This window comes from Pseudomonas sp. WSY_20 (assembly GCF_043104335.1).
Taxonomy (GTDB): Bacteria; Pseudomonadota; Gammaproteobacteria; order Pseudomonadales; family Pseudomonadaceae; genus Aquipseudomonas; species Aquipseudomonas parafulva_B.
On the sequence record NZ_JBICKP010000063.1, the window covers coordinates 1 to 18274 of the forward strand.

Sequence of the window (18274 nt, forward strand, 5' to 3'; positions counted from 1 at the left end):
GGACTGCGTAGACCTTGGCGCAACGCCCTGCGCCTTAGACGTGATGCATGACCGCCCCACCCACGGCAAGCCCACCCAGCCCTTGACGCCATACGGTGCTACCGGCAGCCTGCACACCCTTCGATGCGAACACCTTGCGCAATACCCCACCGATCGGCGAGGTCCCAAGGCCCAGGCTGTTCAGGCACTGTTCGACGCTCTGCAAATGGGCTTCCAACCGCTGGCGCACCTGCATCTCGCCACACATCGCCAGCAGGGTCGACTTGCCTTGGTCCAACCCCATGCTCTTGCCACTTTCCGGGTCACGGTCGTGCAAGTCGTCGTGCAACTGAAACGCCTGCCCCAACTCCCCCGCCAATTGCAGCAGGGTGCCCTGCTGGCTGGCGCCAGCCCCCGCCAGCCGGCCGGCCATGCCTAGCAGGGCCGAGAACAAGGCCCCGGTCTTGAGTTGATTGGTCTCGGCAATTTCAGCCGCCGTCCGCGGCCGTGCACCGTCACGCAGATCCTGCAACTGCCCCTTGACCAGCCCATCGGCACCGATGGCCGAGGTGAGGGTCACCACTAGGTCGCTGCGCACATCCGGCCCGACCGTCTGCAACCCCGCCACAACCCCGAACGCACGGGAGAGCAAGGCGATGGCCGTCAACACAGCCACGTCTTCGCCAAAAGCCAGGTGCAAGGTAGGGCGGCCGCGGCGCAAGGCGGCGTTGTCCATGCACGGCAGATCGTCCAGCACAAGGGAAGCTGCATGTACCATCTCGACGGCACAGCCGAGGTCGAGCGCTGCGTGTGGGCATGCGCCCAGACCCTGTGCCGTAAAAAGTAACAACAGGGGCCGCAAGCGCTTGCCTGGCGCCAGGGTACAGTCGCGCATGGCCGCAACCACGAGGTCGCGCTCGTGACCTGCCGATGGCAGCAAGGCTGCCAGCCGGGCCTCTACGGCCGCATGTGCGACGGCCAGTGACTGATCGTGATCAGCGCCAGCGCTGTGCGGGGGGGCGATGGTCGTCATCCTTGCCTCTCGATGTGGGCGGCCCATTGACCGTAGATGAAAAAGGAACGACTGATAGGCGCCGTTGCCTGATGCTGTGCTTTTTATGAGCTTAGCTATACAAAACGGGTAGTGTTGTACAACTTGTCTGTCTTAAGCACACAGACCGCACGTACCTCAGGATGATTCCCTGGCAGTGGAGCCGGCATGAACAAAAGCCCGTTGAGTCAACGCAAGGATGATCACCTGGATATCGTCCTGGCCACCGGCAGTACCTCGCACGGGGTCGACGCTGGGTGGTCAGCGCTGCGTTTCGAACATTGTGCACTGCCTGAAATGGCCCTGGAAGACGTCGACCTGGGTACCGAGTTGTTCGGCATGGCACTGCGCGCACCGCTGTTGATCAGTTCGATGACTGGCGGGGCTGATCGCGCACGGTTCATCAACCAGCACCTGGCCGAAGCTGCGCAGGCTTTGGGCCTGGCCATGGGTGTGGGTTCGCAGCGAGTCAGCTTGCGCAGCGGCCAGGACCAGGGACTGACCACAGAGCTGAGAAGGCTTGCACCCGATGTCCCGCTTTTGGCAAACCTGGGCGCGGCCCAGTTACGCGAGGCCGATGGCCTGGACCTTGCCCGCCGCGCGGTCGATACACTCGATGCCAGCGCCCTGATCATTCACCTCAACCCCCTGCAGGAAGCCGTTCAGCCCGAGGGCGACCGCAACTGGAACGGGGTGCTCGCCTGCATCGAGCAGGTTGCCGGGCAGCTTCAGGCGCCCATCATCGTCAAGGAAGTAGGCGCCGGTATTTCGCCGGGCGTTGCGCGGCAATTGTACGACGCTGGCGTGTCCATGATCGATGTGGCCGGCGCCGGCGGCACAAGCTGGGCCGCGGTGGAGGCCGAGCGTGCCAATGACCCTGCCGAGCGTGCGGTGGCAATGGCCTTCAGCGGCTGGGGCATCCCGACCGCCCATAGCCTGCTTGCCGTGCGCCGCGCCGTGCCGACGGTTGGCCTGATCGCCTCAGGCGGGGTCCGCGATGGCGTGGACACGGCCAAGGCCATCCGCCTGGGGGCGGACCTGGTGGGCCAGGCTGCCGGGGTGCTGACCTCTGCAATGGCATCCACCGAAGCGGTGGTCTCGCATTTCGACGTGATCATCCGGCAACTGCGTATCGCCTGCTTTTGCACAGGCTCGGCCACGCTGGCGCAGTTGCGCCGGGCCCGACTGGTCAACGCCCAGTTAGACATCAAATGAGCCACTTCGCCCTGATTGCCCCGCCCTACCCCAGCCATTTTGCAGCGATGCAAGCCTTGGGCGGCGAATTGATCGAACGCGGCCATCGGGTCAGTTTCTTTCACCAGCCTGAAGCCGAACGCTGGCTGAGCGACAGGCGAGTGGGCTTCGTCGCCATCGGCCATGCCGAGTGCCCGCCGGGCAGCCTTGACCTTGCCATGCGCCGCGTGGCTGACCCCGCCGGGCCGCTGCGCCTGCGTCGCTTGATCAAACAGCTGGCGCACACCACGGCAATGCTGATCAGCAACCTGCCGCAGGCGCTCAGTGAACATCGGGTCGATGCGATGATTTGCGATCAGATGGAGCCCGCAGGCGGCTTGGTGGCCGAGGCTTGCAAACTGCCGTTCTTTTCAGTGGCCTGTGCATTGCCAATCAATCGCGAGCCAGGCTTGCCATTGCCCGTGATGCCGTTCGGGCTGGGCTTGGATGCGCGCCTCTACGAAGGCAGTGTTCAGGTCCATGACTGGCTCATGCGCCCGCTGCACGACACCTTGCTGCAGGCCTGTCATCGCCACGGGCTGCAACCGCGCAGCGGCGCCCATGAATTTCTCTCGCCACTGATCCAGTTGAGCCAGACACCCCTGTACCTGGATTTCCCCAGAGTGGGTCTGCCCAAACACTTTCACGCCGTCGGCCCGTTACGCAGCACGCCCTCTCAGGCGAGCCCCAACTGGTCTTTCGACCCCGGCAAGCCCTTGGTATTCGCAAGCCTGGGGACGCTCCAGGGCCACCGGTTCGATCTGTTCGCACGTATTGCCAAGGCTTGCCGACGCCTGGATGCCCAGTTGCTGGTGGCGCACTGCGGTGGGTTGGATGGCCATCAGCAGGCCAGGCTGCGCCAGATTGGCGCCACCGTCGTGACCGACTTCGCCCCTCAGCACTGGGCGGTGCGGCGAGCCAATGTGGTGATCAGCCATGGCGGCTTGAACACGGTGCTCGATACCGTGTGCGCCGGCACACCGTTGCTGGTCATGCCGATTGCATTCGATCAGCCTGGCGTGGCTGCGCGGGTGCGCCATCACCGCTTGGGGCGGGTACTCTCCAAACGAGCCAGCGTAGCTGCCATTGGCCAGACGTTGCGTCAGCTGCTTGATGAAGCTGCACCACGTGATGCCGCGCTGGAAGCCGAGCTTGCCGCCTGCGGTGGCGTACAGCGCGCTGCCAGCCTCATCGAAGCCGCGCTGCACAGTGGCCAACCCAGCATTTCGGAGAACACACCGTGCCCTATGACCTGATCCTGGTAGGTGGTGGGTTGGCCAACGGCCTGATCGCCTGGCGACTCCAGCAATTGCGCCCGCAATTGCGCGTGCTGTGCCTGGAACAAGGGCTGGCCCTGGGCGGGAACCACACCTGGTCCTTTCATGACGCCGACCTCACTCTCGAGCAACAACGCTGGCTGGCCCCGCTGGTCGAGCAGCGCTGGCCTGCGTACCACGTGCACTTCCCGGCTTTTTCCAGGCGTATGGAAGGCGGTTATGCGAGCATCACCAGCGAGCGTTTCGCCCGGGTGATCACCCCTGCCCTTGGCCCGAGCTTGCGCACGGGCTGCGCTGTCGCTGAAGTGGGTGCCAGCCACGTCACACTCGCTAGCGGCGAAACCTTGCACGCCGCGGTAGTGATCGATGGCCGGGGCATGCAGCACAGCCCTCACCGGGTGCTCGGCCAGCAAGCATTCCTTGGGCAGATCGTGCGCCTGACGGCCCCCCATGGCTTGGAGGCACCGATTCTGATGGATGCGCGGGTACCCCAGGGCGAAGGCTATCGCTTCGTCTATGTACTGCCCTTCACGGCCGACACCCTGCTGGTGGAGGACACCCATTACGTCGACAGCCAGGCGCCCGCCGCAGAGCAGCTGCGCCAGCACATCGAACGCTACCTGCAGCAGCGCGGCTGGCACGTCGCCGAGTGCCTGCGTGAAGAACAGGGCGTATTGCCGATCACCCTGGCCGACGACTTTCCTGCTTGGTGGAACGAGCAGCAAGGGGCGCTCGCCGTTGGCCTACGAGCCGGATTGTTCCACTGCACCACGGGCTATTCACTGCCCGATGCCGTGCGCCTAGCCGACTGGTTGGCGACGCAAGCGCTGGATGATACGGCGTCACTCAAGCCCGCGTTGGGCGCCTACCTTCACCGACGCTGGCGTGAACAAGGGTTCTACCGCCTGCTCAACCGAATGCTGTTTCTGGCCGGCCGGCCGAACCGTCGATGGCAGGTGATGCAGCGCTTTTATCGATTGCCTGATGGGCTGATCGCCCGTTTCTACGCAGGCCAGAGTACGCTGCGTGATCGTATGCGGATCCTGTGCGGCAAGCCACCTGTGCCCGTAGACGAGGCCATGAAGGCTGCCTTGCGACACTCTCCTGCCCATTTCAAGGACTATCCATGAGCAACGAACGATCCGCCCTGGTCATTGGGGCAGGCCTTGGCGGCCTGGCCCTGGCCATTCGCCTGCAGGCCTCGGGTATCCCCACCACCTTGCTCGAGGCACGCGACAAACCCGGTGGCCGCGCCTACGTCTACAACGACCAAGGCTTTACCTTCGATGCAGGCCCCACGGTGATCACCGACCCAAGCGCCATCGAAGCCCTGTTCACCCTCGCCGGCCGGCCTATGCAGGATTACGTGGAGTTGCTGCCGGTAACGCCCTTCTACCGCCTGTGCTGGGAGGATGGGCGGGCCTTCGACTATGGCAATGACCAGGCCGACCTGGAACGCCAGATCGAGGCCTTCGAGCCCAAGGACGTGGAAGGTTATCGACAGTTCCTGGCCTATTCCAAAGCCGTGCTGCAAGAAGGTTACATCAAGCTCGGCGCGGTGCCGTTCCTGTCTTTTCGCGACATGCTGCATGCCGGGCCGCAGTTGGCTCGCCTGCAGGCCTGGCGCAGCGTCTATAGCATGGTGGCGCGGTTCATCCAGGATGACCAGCTGCGCCAGGCGTTTTCGTTCCACGCCTTGCTGGTCGGGGGCAACCCGTTCGCCACCTCCTCGATCTACACCTTGATCCATGCGCTGGAGCGCACCTGGGGTGTGTGGTTCCCTAAAGGCGGCACCGGCGCCCTGGTGCAGGGCATGGCCAAGTTGTTCACCGACCTGGGCGGCACCCTGGAGCTCAATGCCAAGGTCGCCGCGTTCGAAACCCAAGGCAGCCGCGTGACCGGCGTGCGCACCCAGGACGGGCGGCGCTGGCTGGCAGACGCAGTCGCTTCCAATGCCGATGTGGTGCACACCTACTCCGACCTGCTGGGCGAGCATCCACGGGGTGAACAGGAAGGCAAGCGGCTCAAGGGCAAGCGCTTTAGCAACTCGCTGTTCGTGGTGCACTTCGGCCTCAAGCGCACCCAGCCGCAACTGCGCCATCACACGGTCTGCTTTGGCCCGCGCTACCGGGAGCTGATCGACGAAATCTTCAACGGTCATGAGCTTGCCGAAGACTTTTCACTCTACCTGCACACCCCTTGCGCCACCGACCCGAGCCTCGCTCCGGAAGGATGCTCGAGCCACTACGTGCTGGCGCCCGTACCGCACATGGGCAACGCGGCCATCGATTGGGAAGTGGAAGGGCCACGGTTCCGGGACAAGATTCTCGACTACCTGGAACGTCACTACATTCCTGGCCTGCGCGAGGACCTGGTCACCTGCCGCACCTTCACGCCGCTGGACTTCCGTGAGGAACTCAATGCGCACCTGGGTTCGGCGTTTTCCCTGGAACCGATCCTGACCCAGAGCGCCTGGTTCCGCCCGCACAACCGTGACAGCCAAGTGAGCAACCTGTACCTGGTGGGCGCAGGCACGCACCCGGGGGCCGGTGTACCTGGCGTGATCGCCTCGGCCAAGGCCACGGCAGGGCTGATGCTCGAGGACCTGAGCGCATGACCGCACCGTCCCACGACCAGTTGCTTGCCCATGCCGAACACAGCATTGCCGTGGGTTCGAAGAGCTTTGCCGCAGCAGCCCGGCTCTTCGATGCGCACACTCGGCGCAGCGCCGTACTGTTGTATGCCTGGTGCCGCCATTGCGATGACGTGATCGATGGGCAGCAAGCCGGGCATGATGCGGTGGTCATCAGCCAGGAAGAAGCGCAAGTGCGCCTGTTGGATCTGCAGCGCCAGACCGAAGCCGCCTGCGCGGACTTGCCCGTGGATCAACCGGCCTTCGCCGCACTGCGCGAAGTGGCCAGGCGCCACGGCATCCCCCGCGCCGAAGCCTTCGACCTGCTCGAAGGCTTCGCCCAGGACGTGTCCGCCTGCCGCTACCAGACCCTGGAAGAGGTCATGGTCTACTGCTATCACGTGGCAGGTGTGGTGGGCCTGATGATGGCCAGGGTCATGGGCGTTCAGGAGGCGCGCGTGCTTGACCGGGCCTGCGACCTGGGCCTGGCCATGCAGCTGACCAACATCGCCCGAGACATCGTCGATGATGCCAAGGTCGGGCGCTGTTACTTGCCCCAGGCTTGGCTGTCGGAATTCGACCTCAGTGCAGACGACCTGGCCGATGTGCGTCACCGCGCAGCCGTCGCCACCCTGGCCAGGCGCCTGGTCGCCCAGGCCGAGCCCTACTACGCCAGCGCCCAGGCGGGGCTGCCGGCCTTGCCGCTGCGCTCGGCGTGGGCAGTGGCCACGGCTGGTCAGGTATACCGGCGCATCGGCCTGAAGGTCGACAGCGCCGGGGTCGACGCCTGGGACGGGCGGCTGTCTACGTCAAAACGCGAAAAGGTCGGTGCCTTGGTCACGGGGTTTTGGCAGGCGCTGAGCTGTCGGCTGCGTCGCTACCCCCAACGCCCGGCTCGCCTGTGGCAGCGCCCTTCGCCCGCAGCGGCCCGCCATGCAGTGCCCGAAGTTGCTGGCGCAGCCGCTCGATAGTGGGGACATACAGAAAACCGAACGACACACAGCCTTCGCGTCCCTGTACGGCATGATGAAGCCGATGTGCCTGGTACAGGCGCTTGAAGTAACCCTTGCGCGGCACCACTTTGAAAGGCCAGCGCCGGTGCACCAGGCCGTCGTGGGCGACGAAATACAGAACCCCATAGGCCGTCATGCCTGCGCCTACCCATTGCAACGGGTACCAACCGGCATTGCCCAGGGCGATGAGCACGATCGCCAGCACGGCGAACACCGCGGCGTACAGGTCGTTCTTCTCGAAGATCCCGGTACGCGGCTCGTGGTGCGAGCGGTGCCAGCCCCAGCCGAAGCCATGCATGATGTACTTGTGAGCAAACCAGGCCACGCCTTCCATGGCGGCCAGGGTGCCGAAAAAGGTGAGCAACGTCAGGGTCATGCGCAGGCTATCCAGGCAAAAGGGAACATGGGGCAGTCCTTTGGTGCATCAGGGCCGGGTCGGTACAGCATGATCTACCCAAGGCGCTGGCGCAAAGCCTATGAGTGTGCAAGATGGGCTGGTGTTCCATTGCCGACGCGCTACACAGGCCTTTCTCCCGACGCTATTACCCTAAAACGCCATCACAGGATCCCTTATGCTGCCGGGGTCTGCCCCACGAACCCATGTAAAGGCCGGTCATGCACTCCTCAGAACGACTCAAAGGGATCGACGTCTTCGTCGCGGTCGCCGACCTCGGCAGCTTCACGGCAGCGGCCGGGCGACTGAGCCTTACCAGCTCGGCGGTCAGCAAGAGTATCGCGCGCCTCGAGGCGCGCATGGGCGTTCGCCTGTTCGAGCGCACCACCCGCCGGTTGTCGCTGAGCGAGGCAGGCGTGGTTTTCTACCGCACCTGCACCTCGGTGCTGGCCGATCTGGAAGAAGTCGAACACACCCTCGCCACTACGGGTAATGAACCTCACGGACGGGTACGCATCGACTTGCCCGCCTCCTATGGGCGCTTGCATGTGCTGCCGCTGATCCTGGCGTTTACCCGGCAGCATCCGCTGCTGCAGCCGCACGTCTCGTTTTCCGACCGTTTCGTCGACCCGGTGCAGGAAGGCATCGACATCGTGGTGCGCATCGGCGGCCCCGATACCTGGCCCGCTGCCCTGGGCCATCAGTACTTTGGCGCCCAGCGCCTGATGTTCTGCGCAGCCCCCGACTACCTCGACATTTACGGTACTCCGCAAAGCGAGGAGGACCTGGAGCATCACCACGGCGTGGGCTATGGGCATACCGACGGCCTGGTCAGCCCGTGGTTCTTCAAGGGACGCCAGCCTGGGGAGATGGAGCGTCGCACGGTACAGCCGCGCATCGCCGTGGGCGATGGCGAAGGTGAGGTCGCGGCGGTGCTGGCCGGCCATGGCATAGGTCAGCTACCCACCTGGTTGACCCAGCAGCACCTCGATAATGGACGGATGGTCGAGGTGCTACCGGAGCTGGCAACCGACGGGTTGCCAATGAACCTGGTCTGGCTCAAGCGTCGCGAGCACCTACCCAAAGTGCGTGCACTGCTCGATTACCTGTTGCCCAGGCTCGCCCCTCACGGCACACGTACCGCCGAACCCGTCTGAGGCGCCAGCCTGCCCACTACGGGCACTGCCAGCAGCGCCAGCACGGCGACTGCGGCGGCCACATAGCCCAGATAAGCAACCCCCAGCCCGTCGATGGTCATGCCACCAAGCACCGCACCCAGGCCGATGCCGGCGTTGGCAGCCGATACGTTGGCGGTACCGGCCAGCGCCTTGGCGTGGGTCACCGACGCCATTACGCGCACTTGGCAGACCGGGTAAAGCGCGGTGTTGGCGATACCCCACAACGCCAGCGCCAGGCAGAACACCAGGCCTGCATGGGCCAAGGGCACCAGCGCTGCCATGCCGATCGCCAGCAGCACCAGAAAGCCCGCGGTGGCCTTGAGAACGGAGTGGTCGACGGCGCGCCCCCCGATCCAGTTGCCCAGCAGGCCAACGGCGCCGAAGCCCATCAGCCACCAACCGGTGTGAGCCGGGGCCACACCCGCCACACGCTCGAGCAGGTCGGCCAGGTAGGTGTAGCCGGTGAACATGGCGGTGAACACCAGAATCGACAGCAGCACGTTCGCTACGAAGAAGCGTTCGGTGAAAATCCGCGCCTGACGGGCGAAATCCACCCTGGCGGTGCGGGCTACGTGGGGCATCCAGACGCCCATCGCCACGGCCATCATCAGGGAAAGCACCGCCAGCGCCCCGAAGGCGCCACGCCAGCCCAACGCGTCAGCGGCCAACGTGCCCAGCGGGATGCCCAGCAGCATGGCGGCAGAGATGCCCAGGTAAACCTTCGATACCGCACGCCCTGCATGCTCGGGCCCGGCGAGGTGCCCGGCCGTCTCGCTGGCAGTACCCCAGAACACCGGCAACGCCAATGCCGGTATGACACGTGCAATGGCCAGTACCCAGAAGTTATCGGCCACGGCCGCCAGGGCATTGGCCGCGGCAAAAACCAGCAAGATGGTGATGAACAGCCGTTTACGTTCCAGATGCGCCAGCATGGCCGTGAGGAACGGCCCTGCCAGCATGACTGTGAATGCGAACAGCGTGACCAGTTGTCCAGCCATGGAGATGGACACCCCCAGGTCGCGGCTCAGGGCAGGCAACAGGCCCACAATGAGAAACTCGGTGGTGACAATCAGGAAAGCGGAGAACGCGAGGATGGCAATGCTGATGGCTGCCCGTGGAGCTTCGTCAACGGGTGAAGCGGTGGTGGATGCGGCAGACATGGAAGAACTCTCAAGACATTGGCTGCCAGTTTATTCGATCGCAGGAGTCTTATTTCTGGCCGATTTTCACATATGAGGTGACGCACATTCACAAATACGGTCAATGTATACAACTTGATCATTTCCTGATTACATTGCCGCGTCGCCTACGACGCTGGCCATCGCCGGCGCGTATTGCAACAGGCATCGACCATGTCATCTTCACACGCACCAAGAACGCTCCTGATCAAGCATGCCCAACTGCTCGTCACCATGGATGGCGAGCGCCGCGAAATCCGCGGCGGTGGCCTGTACATCGAAGACAACCTGATCAAGCAAGTCGGCCCCAGCGATACCCTGCCCCAACAGGCGGACGAGGTGCTGGACATGTCCGGCAAGGTGGTCATCCCCGGGCTGGTCAACACCCACCATCACATGTACCAGAGCCTGACGCGGGTGGTGCCAGCCGCCCAGGACGGCGAGCTGTTCAACTGGCTCACCCAGCTGTACCCGATCTGGGCACGGCTCACCCCCGAGATGATTGCGGTCTCGACCCAGACGGCCATGGCCGAGCTGATCCTTTCCGGTTGCACCACCTCGAGCGACCATCTGTACATCTACCCCAACGGATGCAAGCTCGACGACAGCATCCATGCGGCTGCCGAAATCGGCATGCGTTTTCACGCCGCCCGCGGCAGCATGAGCGTGGGCCAGAGCCAGGGCGGGCTGCCGCCGGACTCGGTAGTGGAAAAGGAAGCGGATATCCTCAAGGAGTCCCAGCGCCTGATCGAGGACTACCATGATGCCAGCCATGGCTCGATGCGCCGGATCGTGGTGGCGCCCTGCTCGCCCTTCTCGGTCAGCCGCGACCTGATGCGCGAAGCGGCTGTTCTGGCTCGCCAGCATGGCGTATCGCTGCACACGCACCTGGCCGAAAACGTCAACGACATTGCCTACAGCCGGGAAAAATTCGGCATGACCCCTGCCGAGTACGCCGAGGATCTGGGGTGGGTCGGGCCCGACGTGTGGCACGCGCACTGCGTGCAACTGGACCAGCATGGCATCGAACTGTTCGCCCGCACCGGCACCGGGGTCGCCCATTGCCCATGCTCGAACATGCGCCTGGCTTCAGGTATCGCCCCAGTGCGCGCCATGCGCGATCATGGCGTACCGGTCGGGCTCGGGGTGGACGGTTCGGCGTCCAACGACGGTGCCAGCATGATCGGCGAGGTCCGCCAGGCCCTGCTGCTGCAACGCGTGGGATTTGGCCCGGATGCGATGACGGCCCGCGAAGCGCTGGAAATCGCGACCCTGGGCGGCGCCAAGGTGCTCAACCGCGATGACATCGGCGCACTGGCACCGGGCATGGTCGCTGATTTCGTCGCCTTCGACCTGGGCCATGTCGCCTACGCCGGCGGACATCATGACCCGCTTGCAGCGCTGGTGTTCTGCACCCCGACCCAGGTGCATACCAGCGTCATCAACGGCAAGGTGGTGGTCAGGGATGGTCAGTTGGTCACTGTCGACCTGCCACGGGTACTCGAACGTCACAACCGCCTGGCCCATCAGTTGGTCGCAGGCTGATAGAGGCGCCGCCTCGTGATGCTGGCTGTCTTGTGCCTCTGGGGCTGCATGACAGCCCATCACCAGCAAGCCAGCCCCAGCTCACCGGCAGGTTCAACCTGTAGCGTCGCGCTTGCCGCCGGTGGGCCGCAGTGCGGCCCTACCTGACGCCGCCCGGCAATGGCTCACAGCACCATTACCATCTCATGCCACGCCATACCGCCGTGCTCGGAAGGTGAAGGCTGGACGTACTGATAACCCAGCTTGCGGTACAGCGGTACGTGCTGTTCTTTGCACATCAGGTGGATGGTCTGCTTCGCGCAGGCTTTCATTCGCAGGATGAACGCTTCCATCAATCGCTTGGCATGACCTTGGCCCTGATACGCCGGGTCGACCACCACCGACATGATCACTACGTTGGGGGCATCGGGGTCATGCCCCACCAGTTCCTTGAACGCTTCGTCCGACATCACCACCTGATGGGCGCAGCCGCTGTTGATGAAGCCAACGATCTCTCCATCGCTTTCAAGCAACAGAAACCCCTGTGGGTACTGACTGATGCGCGTCTGGATCTTTTCCAGCGTGGCAGCTTCGTCTCCCTCGTAGGCACCGATCTCGATGGCGTGGCAGCGGCTGGCGTCCTCAAGGGACGGCGTACGGAACTGAAGCGAAGACATGACCGGCTTTTCCTTGGGTCTGAACGATACGGCGGCCATGATAACCGCGCCTGATGCTTGCTGCGATGCTCACCGCCACGCATCATGGATGCCTTTCTGCCCGCGACGGACTCACCGAATGATCGCAGTACCCGTGTCACCCCTGGAGACAAGCCGTTGCAAACGCCTCAAAGCGGCCACCCACCGCGAACATGACAGTGTCGATCAGTTGGTCATGGCCGCGCACCCCTTTGAGGACAGAGCGCGCTATGGGCGCTTCCTGCTGGTACAGCATCACTTTCACGGCAGCCTCCATGGACTTTACGAGGACCCCCACCTCAATGCGTGGCTGCCGGGCCTCTCGTCGCTGTCGCGGCTCGCTGCGGTCGAGCAGGACATTCGCGACCTGGGCCAACTACCACCTGCCTTGCCGGCGAGGGTGAAGGTAGACCCGGCCCAGGCACTGGGCTGGCTGTATTGCAGCGAGGGTTCGAACCTGGGCGCCGCCTTCTTGTTCAAGCACACCCAGCGCCTTGGCCTGGACGAAGGCCTGGGTGCGCGGCACCTGGCAGCCCACCCGCAAGGTCGCGCCCAGCACTGGAAGGCGTTCGTGTGCGCAATCGACGGCCTGGCGCTCGATGAACAACAAGAAACTGATGTGATCGCCGGCGCCATTGCAGCCTTCGAAGCCTATCGGACGAAGGTCACCGAGGTATTCGCCGCTGACCTGCACACCACTGCGGACACTTCCAAAGGCTGAACGCTTGTGCTGCGCCGGCCATTGACCAGTTTGCGGCCCTGATGCACCGATGGCGTGATCAAAGACGCGATTTGATGCTGGGTTGCATTGCCAAACGTCAAGGGCCGTCTTTACTGATAAGTAACGACCCCAGCATAGGTGTGCGCCCATGAAGATCATGCTCACCCGTATTCTTGTCGACGACCAAGCCAAAGCGCTTGCCTTCTATCACTACGTACTGGGCTTCGAACCTAAACAAGACCTCGCCATGGGCCAGCACCGCTGGCTGACCCTGACCTCACCCAACGACCCCAACGGCGTGCAACTGCAACTGGAGCCAGAGGTGCACCCTGCGTCGAAAGCGTACAAGGCCGCGCTCAAAGAAGACGGCATACCCACCGCAACCTTTGCCGTGCGAGACATACAAGGCGAATACATCCGGCTATCCGCTGCCGGTGTCCAGTTCCATCAGAAACCCGCCGAGGTCGATAACGTCATGACTGCAATCTTCGACGACACCTGCGGCAACCTCATCCAGATTACGCAGTTACACTGATTGGCGCCTGCACACCGCCTGCGCCCGTCCAACATCCCGACTGGCGCAGCCCTACCGATCGTTGCCCAAGGACACACGATGCGTCATGAGTTCGACGAAGTGCTCAACGACCTGGTCGACTACTTCCTGCTAGGTGACATCCAACTGCTCGAGCGCTTCAAGCAGGAGCATGGCCTGCCTGACGACCTGGCCTACGAATTCACCCACCATGACAGCGGCGACAAGGCCGTACGCGACGGCGTCGTGCTGCCTGTGGCCGGCGTCGACAACCTTCCCTACCACGTGGTGTTCACGCTCGATGGGCAAACGCCCAAATTGCGCGAGGCGAGCAGCCGTCTCAAGCACCAGCGCGGTGGATATTCGCTGAAGATCGAGCATGGCGCTGTGATGCTGTATACCTGGCGTATCCTCCAGTACTTCACCCCCAAGACCCTGGGCGACTTGCTGGCGCGCTACCGTGAGCCGGGCCGCCCTGTGATCGAACTGGACAACGGCTGGTATGACGTCGAAGTCCTGGCCGGCGCCTGCCTGTGTGATGGCCTGTACGAACCGACCTTCGAGTTCGTCTTGAACAAGCGTGCTGGGCGTGTGGCGAACACCACCGTGGACACTGGGTATAATTTCAGCCTGCGAGGCTACTTTGACTGATACGCCTTCACGGTGGCCATGAACGGTGCAGCGCAGCCAAGTTGGCAGGGCGAGATCTGGCTGGCCGAGGACCACTGCCTGGTGACGGGACGACTGGGGCGCACCGACAGCCACCAGCACTATGCCCACCAGCAAGGGCAGCAACCAAAACAGATAGGTGTTCATCGCCGCTGCCAGGGCAGCGCCTATGAACCCAAAGAAAAACACAGGGGCGTAGAGGTAGCGCATGGGCAACTCCAGAATAACAGGAGCCCCCAGTGTCCCCGTACCGGCCGACACCGCGCTTGAACGAACGGCGCAACCGTGTGTGGGCGCTATTCGTTGACCAAGCGCTGCAACACACCGCCTTCATGGCGCGCGAGGATACGCAGCAGTTGATCAACCAAGGCACGGTCCGGCGCATCGAGGTGAAAGTGATGGCCGCCAGGATGCCAAGACACTTTCGCCTGTGGCGGCAATGCCGCTTCACGGCGGCCGAAGGCCTCGCCAGTGAAAGCACCCTGCCGGCCAAACATCAGGTACAGCGGGCAGCGAATCTGGCTCAGCAGATCGCATGCCTCAGGCTCGGTGAGCGGCATGGGCTCAGGCAGCACCAACCGCGGGTCGTGGCGCCAGCAATAACCGTCGTTGAGCTGGAGCAGGTCGCGCAGCGCCAGTAACCTCGCAGCCTCTTGCGACAAGTCGGTGTCGAGCCGTTCACGACGCTGAGCCAGCGCGCTGTCCAAATCGTCGAAGCGTTGCACATCCGGCTCGTTGAAGCCCTGCATCTGCGTACGCTGGACCATGCGCTTGAGGCGATAGGCCCGTGCCAGGTGCTGCACGCGGTCATGCTCGGCCACGGTGAACGGTGCCCCCATGCCGTCGAGGAAGGTCATGCTCGCAATCGCGCTGGTCATGGCCGCCAGCAGCGAAGCCACACCGCTGCCCATGCCGTGGGCCAGTACATGGAATTGCCGCATGCCAAGACTTTCGGTGACCGACAGCATGTCCTCGGCGTGTTCCCATAGGTAGTAGCCGCTGTCATGGCGCCGATGGTCGGAACGCCCATGGCCGACCAGGTCGGGGGCTACCACGAAACAGCCATCGAGCAGGGGTGCCAGGCGCTCGAACGAGGCGGCGTTGTCCAACCAGCCATGCAAGGCCAGTACGGGAATGCCATCCTCCGGTCCCCAGCAGCGCACAGCCACTTCGATGCCATTGATGTCCAGCGGGTGATCCTTGGGTGTGGTGGTTGATCGCATGGGTATGCTTCCTGATCGGCAGCCTGATGCAGCTACACCAGACCGAACACGCCACCGCGTTCCACGACGCCTGTCGTCTGCGGCAACCCTTGCGCCGGAGCGCGCAGGGCGCCGACAGGTCACCTTGGCGCAAGCCAGTGGCCACCACTGGCCCCTTACCGACGGTGACTTAACCGTCACCGACCCCGACAGTCTTCGAAACAGTCCTGACGGCCATCCACACGGCTGGAAGCGCGAGCGGCCACGGCGGCATCGCCATTGGCCGGCTCCACGTGCCAGTAGCAATGCTGCACCGCTCGGGTCACGGCCACATAGGCCAAGCGCTGCACCTCCTCTTTCTGGGCGGTATCGAACGGCTGCGGGTCGCCCGCCTTGCCCAGGCCCGCCTGGCGATAGACCTGGTTCTTGTAGGGCGAGCTGGTCAGGTACTGGCAGTCGCCCAGCATGAACACCGCATCGGCCTGCAAGCCCTTGGCGCTGTGGTAGGTGAGTTGGCGAAGACGCCGCTGCTCGGGGGGCACCGCTGCCTCGGCGTGAAGCACAGGTTCCAGGTGTTCGCTCATCGCCGCCCGGTCATTGCCCTTGCGGTAGAGCATCAGCACCGACTCGCCGCGCTGGTAATGCTCGATGAGGGTCTGGCCCAAGGCGGCCTCGTCACGCTCGAAGACCTTGACCGGAGAGCCTGCAAGTTCAGCGGCAGGGCCAGCGGCCCGGGCCTTCTTGCCGGCGATGGTGGACGTGCCCTTGACCAGGTGCTCGGCGGCATCGATCACCTGCTGCTGGCAGCGATAATTCTCCACCATCATTACCCGTGTGCTGGCGGGCGTTGGGAACGCCTTGGTGAATTCGGTGAAGTACTTGGGCGAGCTGCCTCGCCAGCCATAGATCGACTGCCAGTCATCGCCCACGCACAACAGCGATGAGTGCTGAGCATTGCGACCGACATTCAGGCCGGGGCCGCGCCTGCGGATTTCACGCAAGGACGCCCGCAGCCAGCTGACGATTTGCGGCGAGACGTCCTGGAATTCATCGATCATCAGGTGGGCCAGCGGCCGCAACAGCGGGTCGGGCAACAGTTGCAGGTTTTCCGGGTTGTTTTCCCCGAACAGCGCGAACATGCGGTTGTAGCTCATGACCGGAGGGACCTGGTCGAGCAAATGCGCTTCGAACGCTTTCCAGTAAAGGGCCAACGCTTCGAAGAACAGCGCGTCGCTGTCGCCTGACACAAAGCGCATGTCGGCAATAGCCGTGTTCACATCCAGGCCGAGGTTCTCGATAAAGCTCGCGGCGCTGACGAATGCGTCGAGCAGCGGCGCGGCCGACAGCTCGCCCTTGACCTTGTATTCGAACCCAGGCCCGGCCACGGCGTCACCTGCCAGCGAAGCGGCCAGGCGCCGGGCCATGGCGTAGTTGTCCAGCCAGATCAACGGCTGATCGCAGAATGCCTGCAACAGGGTTCGTTTGACTGCCCACTCTGCGCGTACGGCGAGCTTGGCACCGGGTCGTTGGTACTGGGCGCTCTCGGAAGGGTCGAAGCCCAACACCACCCATGGCCCGGTGGCACCCAAGCGGCCGTGGACATGAAAACGGCACCCACGGATCTCAACGGTGTCACGCATCGGCTCAATGCCCTGGATTGGCCAGGCCCCCGCTGCGAACCAAAGGTCCTCGATCACATCGCACAGCTCTTCATCGCGTTGCGCGGCCAGTTGCGTCACCTGGGCGCGTTTCTGCACCTCGGGGTTGTCCGGGTCCAGTGGCTTGAGTTGCAAGGCTTCGTTGCGTAAGTGGCCGATCAGCTCGGCAAAGCGGGGGCTGTGCGCCAGCAGGGCGCTGTAGCAATGATTGAGCTGTTGGCGCTGGGCATCGTTCAGGCGCAGGTCGAACGGGTTGCTGTCCGCCTCGGCCTCACGCCCGGCGGGCATCTCGTTGCCCAGGGTCTCGAACGCGCGCACCTGCTCGAACCCAGGCAAGCTGCGCACCAGCGGCAGGATGCGGGAGTGGAAGGTGCGGACCAGTTCGCGCGCTTGTGCCGGTTGCAGGTGAACGTCCCACAGCGCGAACACCTGCACCAAACGCTTGATGAAGTCCTTGCGCGACTCACGGGTGAAGGTGACGACCGTCATCGCATCGAGTTCGTAGCCCAGGTAGTGACGCAGCAGCAAGATTCGCAGCACCAGGGAGGTCGATTTGCCCGCCCCTGCCCCGGCCACCACGCAGGTGGACGGTGTGTCGCTGAAGATCAGTTTCCATTGCGCGGCGCTGGGTTGCGCGTGGCTGGGCAGGCGCTGGGCAACGTCGGCCTTGAAGCGTTTCTTCAGCTCGGCGGTCAGGGCCAGGCGCCAGTCTTCGAACAGGTGATCGTCCTGGCCGGGAATGGCTGGGGTGTCGGGGCGGTGGTCACGGATGACCAGCACTTGCTGGCCTGCCTCGTACCCTTGCGCATGGCCACGTTCGAACCCGGCGCGTTCGCCTTCGCCCCGGCCTTGGTGCTGGCCATCGGCATGGCCTAGCCACCAGGAGTGAGGGTGTTGCGCCTGAATGCGGGTCAGACCACGCCCGAGGCACTGGGCGATGAGCCGTTTGAGCCAGGGGAGGCGTGTGGGTGGGGTCAGTTCGGCGAGGGCCTTGGGTTGCTCGTTGGCCACAGTCACTCCGTTGGCAGCAAAATCAGCCGGCAATGTTCGCCGCAATGGCGCAAAAGCGCCAGCGAATGCGTGGGAAAACGTCTGGGGCGGTGGTTGGGTGGGGGGGTGCAGGGTAGGTGACCATGGGGCCGCTGCGCGGCCCATCGCGGCACGAGGCCGCTCCCACGAGGGCGTAATTGTAGCCTGGGGCAGTGCGCAAGCTTCAATCCATTCATTGAAGTTATTTAATACCTTCAAAGTTGCAACTTTTAATTCCCGGTAGCTGCCATTATTCTTGATCTTGATCTTGATCTTGATCTTGATCTTGATCTTGATCTTGCTTTGGCT

Annotated in this window: 15 protein-coding genes and 1 pseudogene; 10 read left to right on the forward strand and 6 right to left on the reverse strand. The window is 63.7% G+C overall.

The window, feature by feature from the left end; translation table 11 throughout:
- Positions 1-34: 34 nt before the first annotated feature.
- Positions 35-1012, reverse strand: a complete 978-nt coding sequence (locus ACF8E5_RS15245; protein ID WP_058638003.1) for a polyprenyl synthetase family protein — start codon at positions 1010-1012, stop codon at positions 35-37.
- A gap of 186 nt (positions 1013-1198) precedes the next feature.
- On the opposite strand from ACF8E5_RS15245, the gene fni reads away from it, so the two are divergent.
- The 5 genes and pseudogenes from fni to ACF8E5_RS15270 all read left to right on the forward strand — a co-directional run.
- Complete coding sequence (fni, locus tag ACF8E5_RS15250) at positions 1199-2245, forward strand: type 2 isopentenyl-diphosphate Delta-isomerase (protein ID WP_196127299.1); 1047 nt, start codon at positions 1199-1201, stop codon at positions 2243-2245.
- Positions 2242-3519: a glycosyltransferase gene (locus ACF8E5_RS15255; RefSeq protein ID WP_197844905.1), complete on the forward strand. Its 1278-nt coding sequence runs from the start codon at positions 2242-2244 to the stop codon at positions 3517-3519. Before fni ends, ACF8E5_RS15255 begins: the two co-directional genes overlap by 4 nt.
- Positions 3504-4670, forward strand: coding sequence for a lycopene beta-cyclase CrtY (crtY, locus tag ACF8E5_RS15260; protein WP_197844904.1), 1167 nt, complete (start codon positions 3504-3506; stop codon positions 4668-4670). The genes ACF8E5_RS15255 and crtY overlap by 16 nt, the downstream gene beginning before the upstream one ends.
- The gene (locus ACF8E5_RS15265) at positions 4667-6157 is read left to right on the forward strand and encodes a phytoene desaturase (RefSeq protein WP_392475477.1); all 1491 of its coding nucleotides are present in this window, start codon (positions 4667-4669) and stop codon (positions 6155-6157) included. The genes crtY and ACF8E5_RS15265 overlap by 4 nt, the downstream gene beginning before the upstream one ends.
- A pseudogene (locus ACF8E5_RS15270) lies at positions 6154-7086 on the forward strand (phytoene/squalene synthase family protein); the annotation flags it as partial. The gene ACF8E5_RS15265 and the pseudogene ACF8E5_RS15270, both read left to right, overlap by 4 nt.
- Here the strand turns inward: ACF8E5_RS15270 and ACF8E5_RS15275 are convergent.
- Positions 7010-7561 carry a sterol desaturase family protein gene (locus ACF8E5_RS15275; protein WP_078478496.1) on the reverse strand — a complete coding sequence of 184 codons (552 nt, stop codon included), beginning with the start codon at positions 7559-7561 and terminating at the stop codon, positions 7010-7012. The pseudogene ACF8E5_RS15270 and the gene ACF8E5_RS15275 overlap by 77 nt on opposite strands.
- A gap of 239 nt (positions 7562-7800) precedes the next feature.
- Here ACF8E5_RS15275 and ACF8E5_RS15280 point away from each other — a divergent pair, with 239 nt between their 5' ends.
- Positions 7801-8736, forward strand: a complete 936-nt coding sequence (locus tag ACF8E5_RS15280; protein WP_392475478.1) for a LysR substrate-binding domain-containing protein — start codon at positions 7801-7803, stop codon at positions 8734-8736.
- On the opposite strand, the gene ACF8E5_RS15285 is transcribed toward ACF8E5_RS15280, so the two are convergent.
- Entirely contained in the window at positions 8706-9917 is a 1212-nt protein-coding gene (locus ACF8E5_RS15285) for an MFS transporter (protein ID WP_078478494.1), read from the reverse strand. The genes ACF8E5_RS15280 and ACF8E5_RS15285 overlap by 31 nt on opposite strands.
- Positions 9918-10109: 192 nt before the next feature.
- Here ACF8E5_RS15285 and ACF8E5_RS15290 point away from each other — a divergent pair, with 192 nt between their 5' ends.
- Positions 10110-11480 (forward strand): 8-oxoguanine deaminase, encoded by a 1371-nt coding sequence (locus tag ACF8E5_RS15290; protein ID WP_058605930.1) that lies wholly within the window; start codon positions 10110-10112, stop codon positions 11478-11480.
- A gap of 164 nt (positions 11481-11644) precedes the next feature.
- On the opposite strand, the gene ACF8E5_RS15295 is transcribed toward ACF8E5_RS15290, so the two are convergent.
- Positions 11645-12136: a GNAT family N-acetyltransferase gene (locus ACF8E5_RS15295; protein ID WP_058638016.1), complete on the reverse strand. Its 492-nt coding sequence runs from the start codon at positions 12134-12136 to the stop codon at positions 11645-11647.
- 118 nt (positions 12137-12254) lie between these two features.
- Between ACF8E5_RS15295 and ACF8E5_RS15300 the strand changes: the two genes are divergently transcribed.
- The 3 genes from ACF8E5_RS15300 (at position 12255) to ACF8E5_RS15310 (ending at position 14058) form a co-directional block, all read left to right on the forward strand.
- The gene (locus ACF8E5_RS15300) at positions 12255-12875 is read left to right on the forward strand and encodes a biliverdin-producing heme oxygenase (RefSeq protein WP_197844901.1); all 621 of its coding nucleotides are present in this window, start codon (positions 12255-12257) and stop codon (positions 12873-12875) included.
- 148 nt (positions 12876-13023) lie between these two features.
- Positions 13024-13410 carry a VOC family protein gene (locus tag ACF8E5_RS15305; protein WP_196127293.1) on the forward strand — a complete coding sequence of 129 codons (387 nt, stop codon included), beginning with the start codon at positions 13024-13026 and terminating at the stop codon, positions 13408-13410.
- Between the two features lie 78 nt (positions 13411-13488).
- Positions 13489-14058 (forward strand): hypothetical protein, encoded by a 570-nt coding sequence (locus ACF8E5_RS15310; protein ID WP_058605933.1) that lies wholly within the window; start codon positions 13489-13491, stop codon positions 14056-14058.
- 314 nt (positions 14059-14372) lie between these two features.
- Here the strand turns inward: ACF8E5_RS15310 and ACF8E5_RS15315 are convergent, their stop codons facing one another.
- Together ACF8E5_RS15315 and ACF8E5_RS15320 are read right to left on the reverse strand one after the other, a co-directional pair.
- A complete protein-coding gene (locus ACF8E5_RS15315; RefSeq protein WP_058605934.1) occupies positions 14373-15299 on the reverse strand; it encodes an alpha/beta fold hydrolase in 927 nt (308 codons plus the stop codon).
- Between the two features lie 176 nt (positions 15300-15475).
- Complete coding sequence (locus ACF8E5_RS15320; RefSeq protein ID WP_332108524.1) at positions 15476-17947, reverse strand: UvrD-helicase domain-containing protein; 2472 nt, start codon at positions 17945-17947, stop codon at positions 15476-15478.
- Between the last annotated feature and the right edge of the window lie 327 nt (positions 17948-18274).

What these genes read in the sequence shown, in the direction of transcription:
- ACF8E5_RS15310 (WP_058605933.1), top strand. Translation starts at nt 13,489, where the DNA reads ATGCGTCATGAGTTCGACGAAGTGCTCAACGACCTGGTCGACTACTTC.
- ACF8E5_RS15285 (WP_078478494.1), bottom strand. Translation starts at nt 9,917, where the DNA reads ATGTCTGCCGCATCCACCACCGCTTCACCCGTTGACGAAGCTCCACGG.
- ACF8E5_RS15300 (WP_197844901.1), top strand. Translation starts at nt 12,255, where the DNA reads ATGATCGCAGTACCCGTGTCACCCCTGGAGACAAGCCGTTGCAAACGC.
- ACF8E5_RS15290 (WP_058605930.1), top strand. Translation starts at nt 10,110, where the DNA reads ATGTCATCTTCACACGCACCAAGAACGCTCCTGATCAAGCATGCCCAA.
- ACF8E5_RS15255 (WP_197844905.1), top strand. Translation starts at nt 2,242, where the DNA reads ATGAGCCACTTCGCCCTGATTGCCCCGCCCTACCCCAGCCATTTTGCA.
- ACF8E5_RS15275 (WP_078478496.1), bottom strand. Translation starts at nt 7,561, where the DNA reads ATGACCCTGACGTTGCTCACCTTTTTCGGCACCCTGGCCGCCATGGAA.
- ACF8E5_RS15265 (WP_392475477.1), top strand. Translation starts at nt 4,667, where the DNA reads ATGAGCAACGAACGATCCGCCCTGGTCATTGGGGCAGGCCTTGGCGGC.
- ACF8E5_RS15315 (WP_058605934.1), bottom strand. Translation starts at nt 15,299, where the DNA reads ATGCGATCAACCACCACACCCAAGGATCACCCGCTGGACATCAATGGC.
- ACF8E5_RS15305 (WP_196127293.1), top strand. Translation starts at nt 13,024, where the DNA reads ATGAAGATCATGCTCACCCGTATTCTTGTCGACGACCAAGCCAAAGCG.
- ACF8E5_RS15295 (WP_058638016.1), bottom strand. Translation starts at nt 12,136, where the DNA reads ATGTCTTCGCTTCAGTTCCGTACGCCGTCCCTTGAGGACGCCAGCCGC.
- fni (WP_196127299.1), top strand. Translation starts at nt 1,199, where the DNA reads ATGAACAAAAGCCCGTTGAGTCAACGCAAGGATGATCACCTGGATATC.
- ACF8E5_RS15280 (WP_392475478.1), top strand. Translation starts at nt 7,801, where the DNA reads ATGCACTCCTCAGAACGACTCAAAGGGATCGACGTCTTCGTCGCGGTC.
- ACF8E5_RS15245 (WP_058638003.1), bottom strand. Translation starts at nt 1,012, where the DNA reads ATGACGACCATCGCCCCCCCGCACAGCGCTGGCGCTGATCACGATCAG.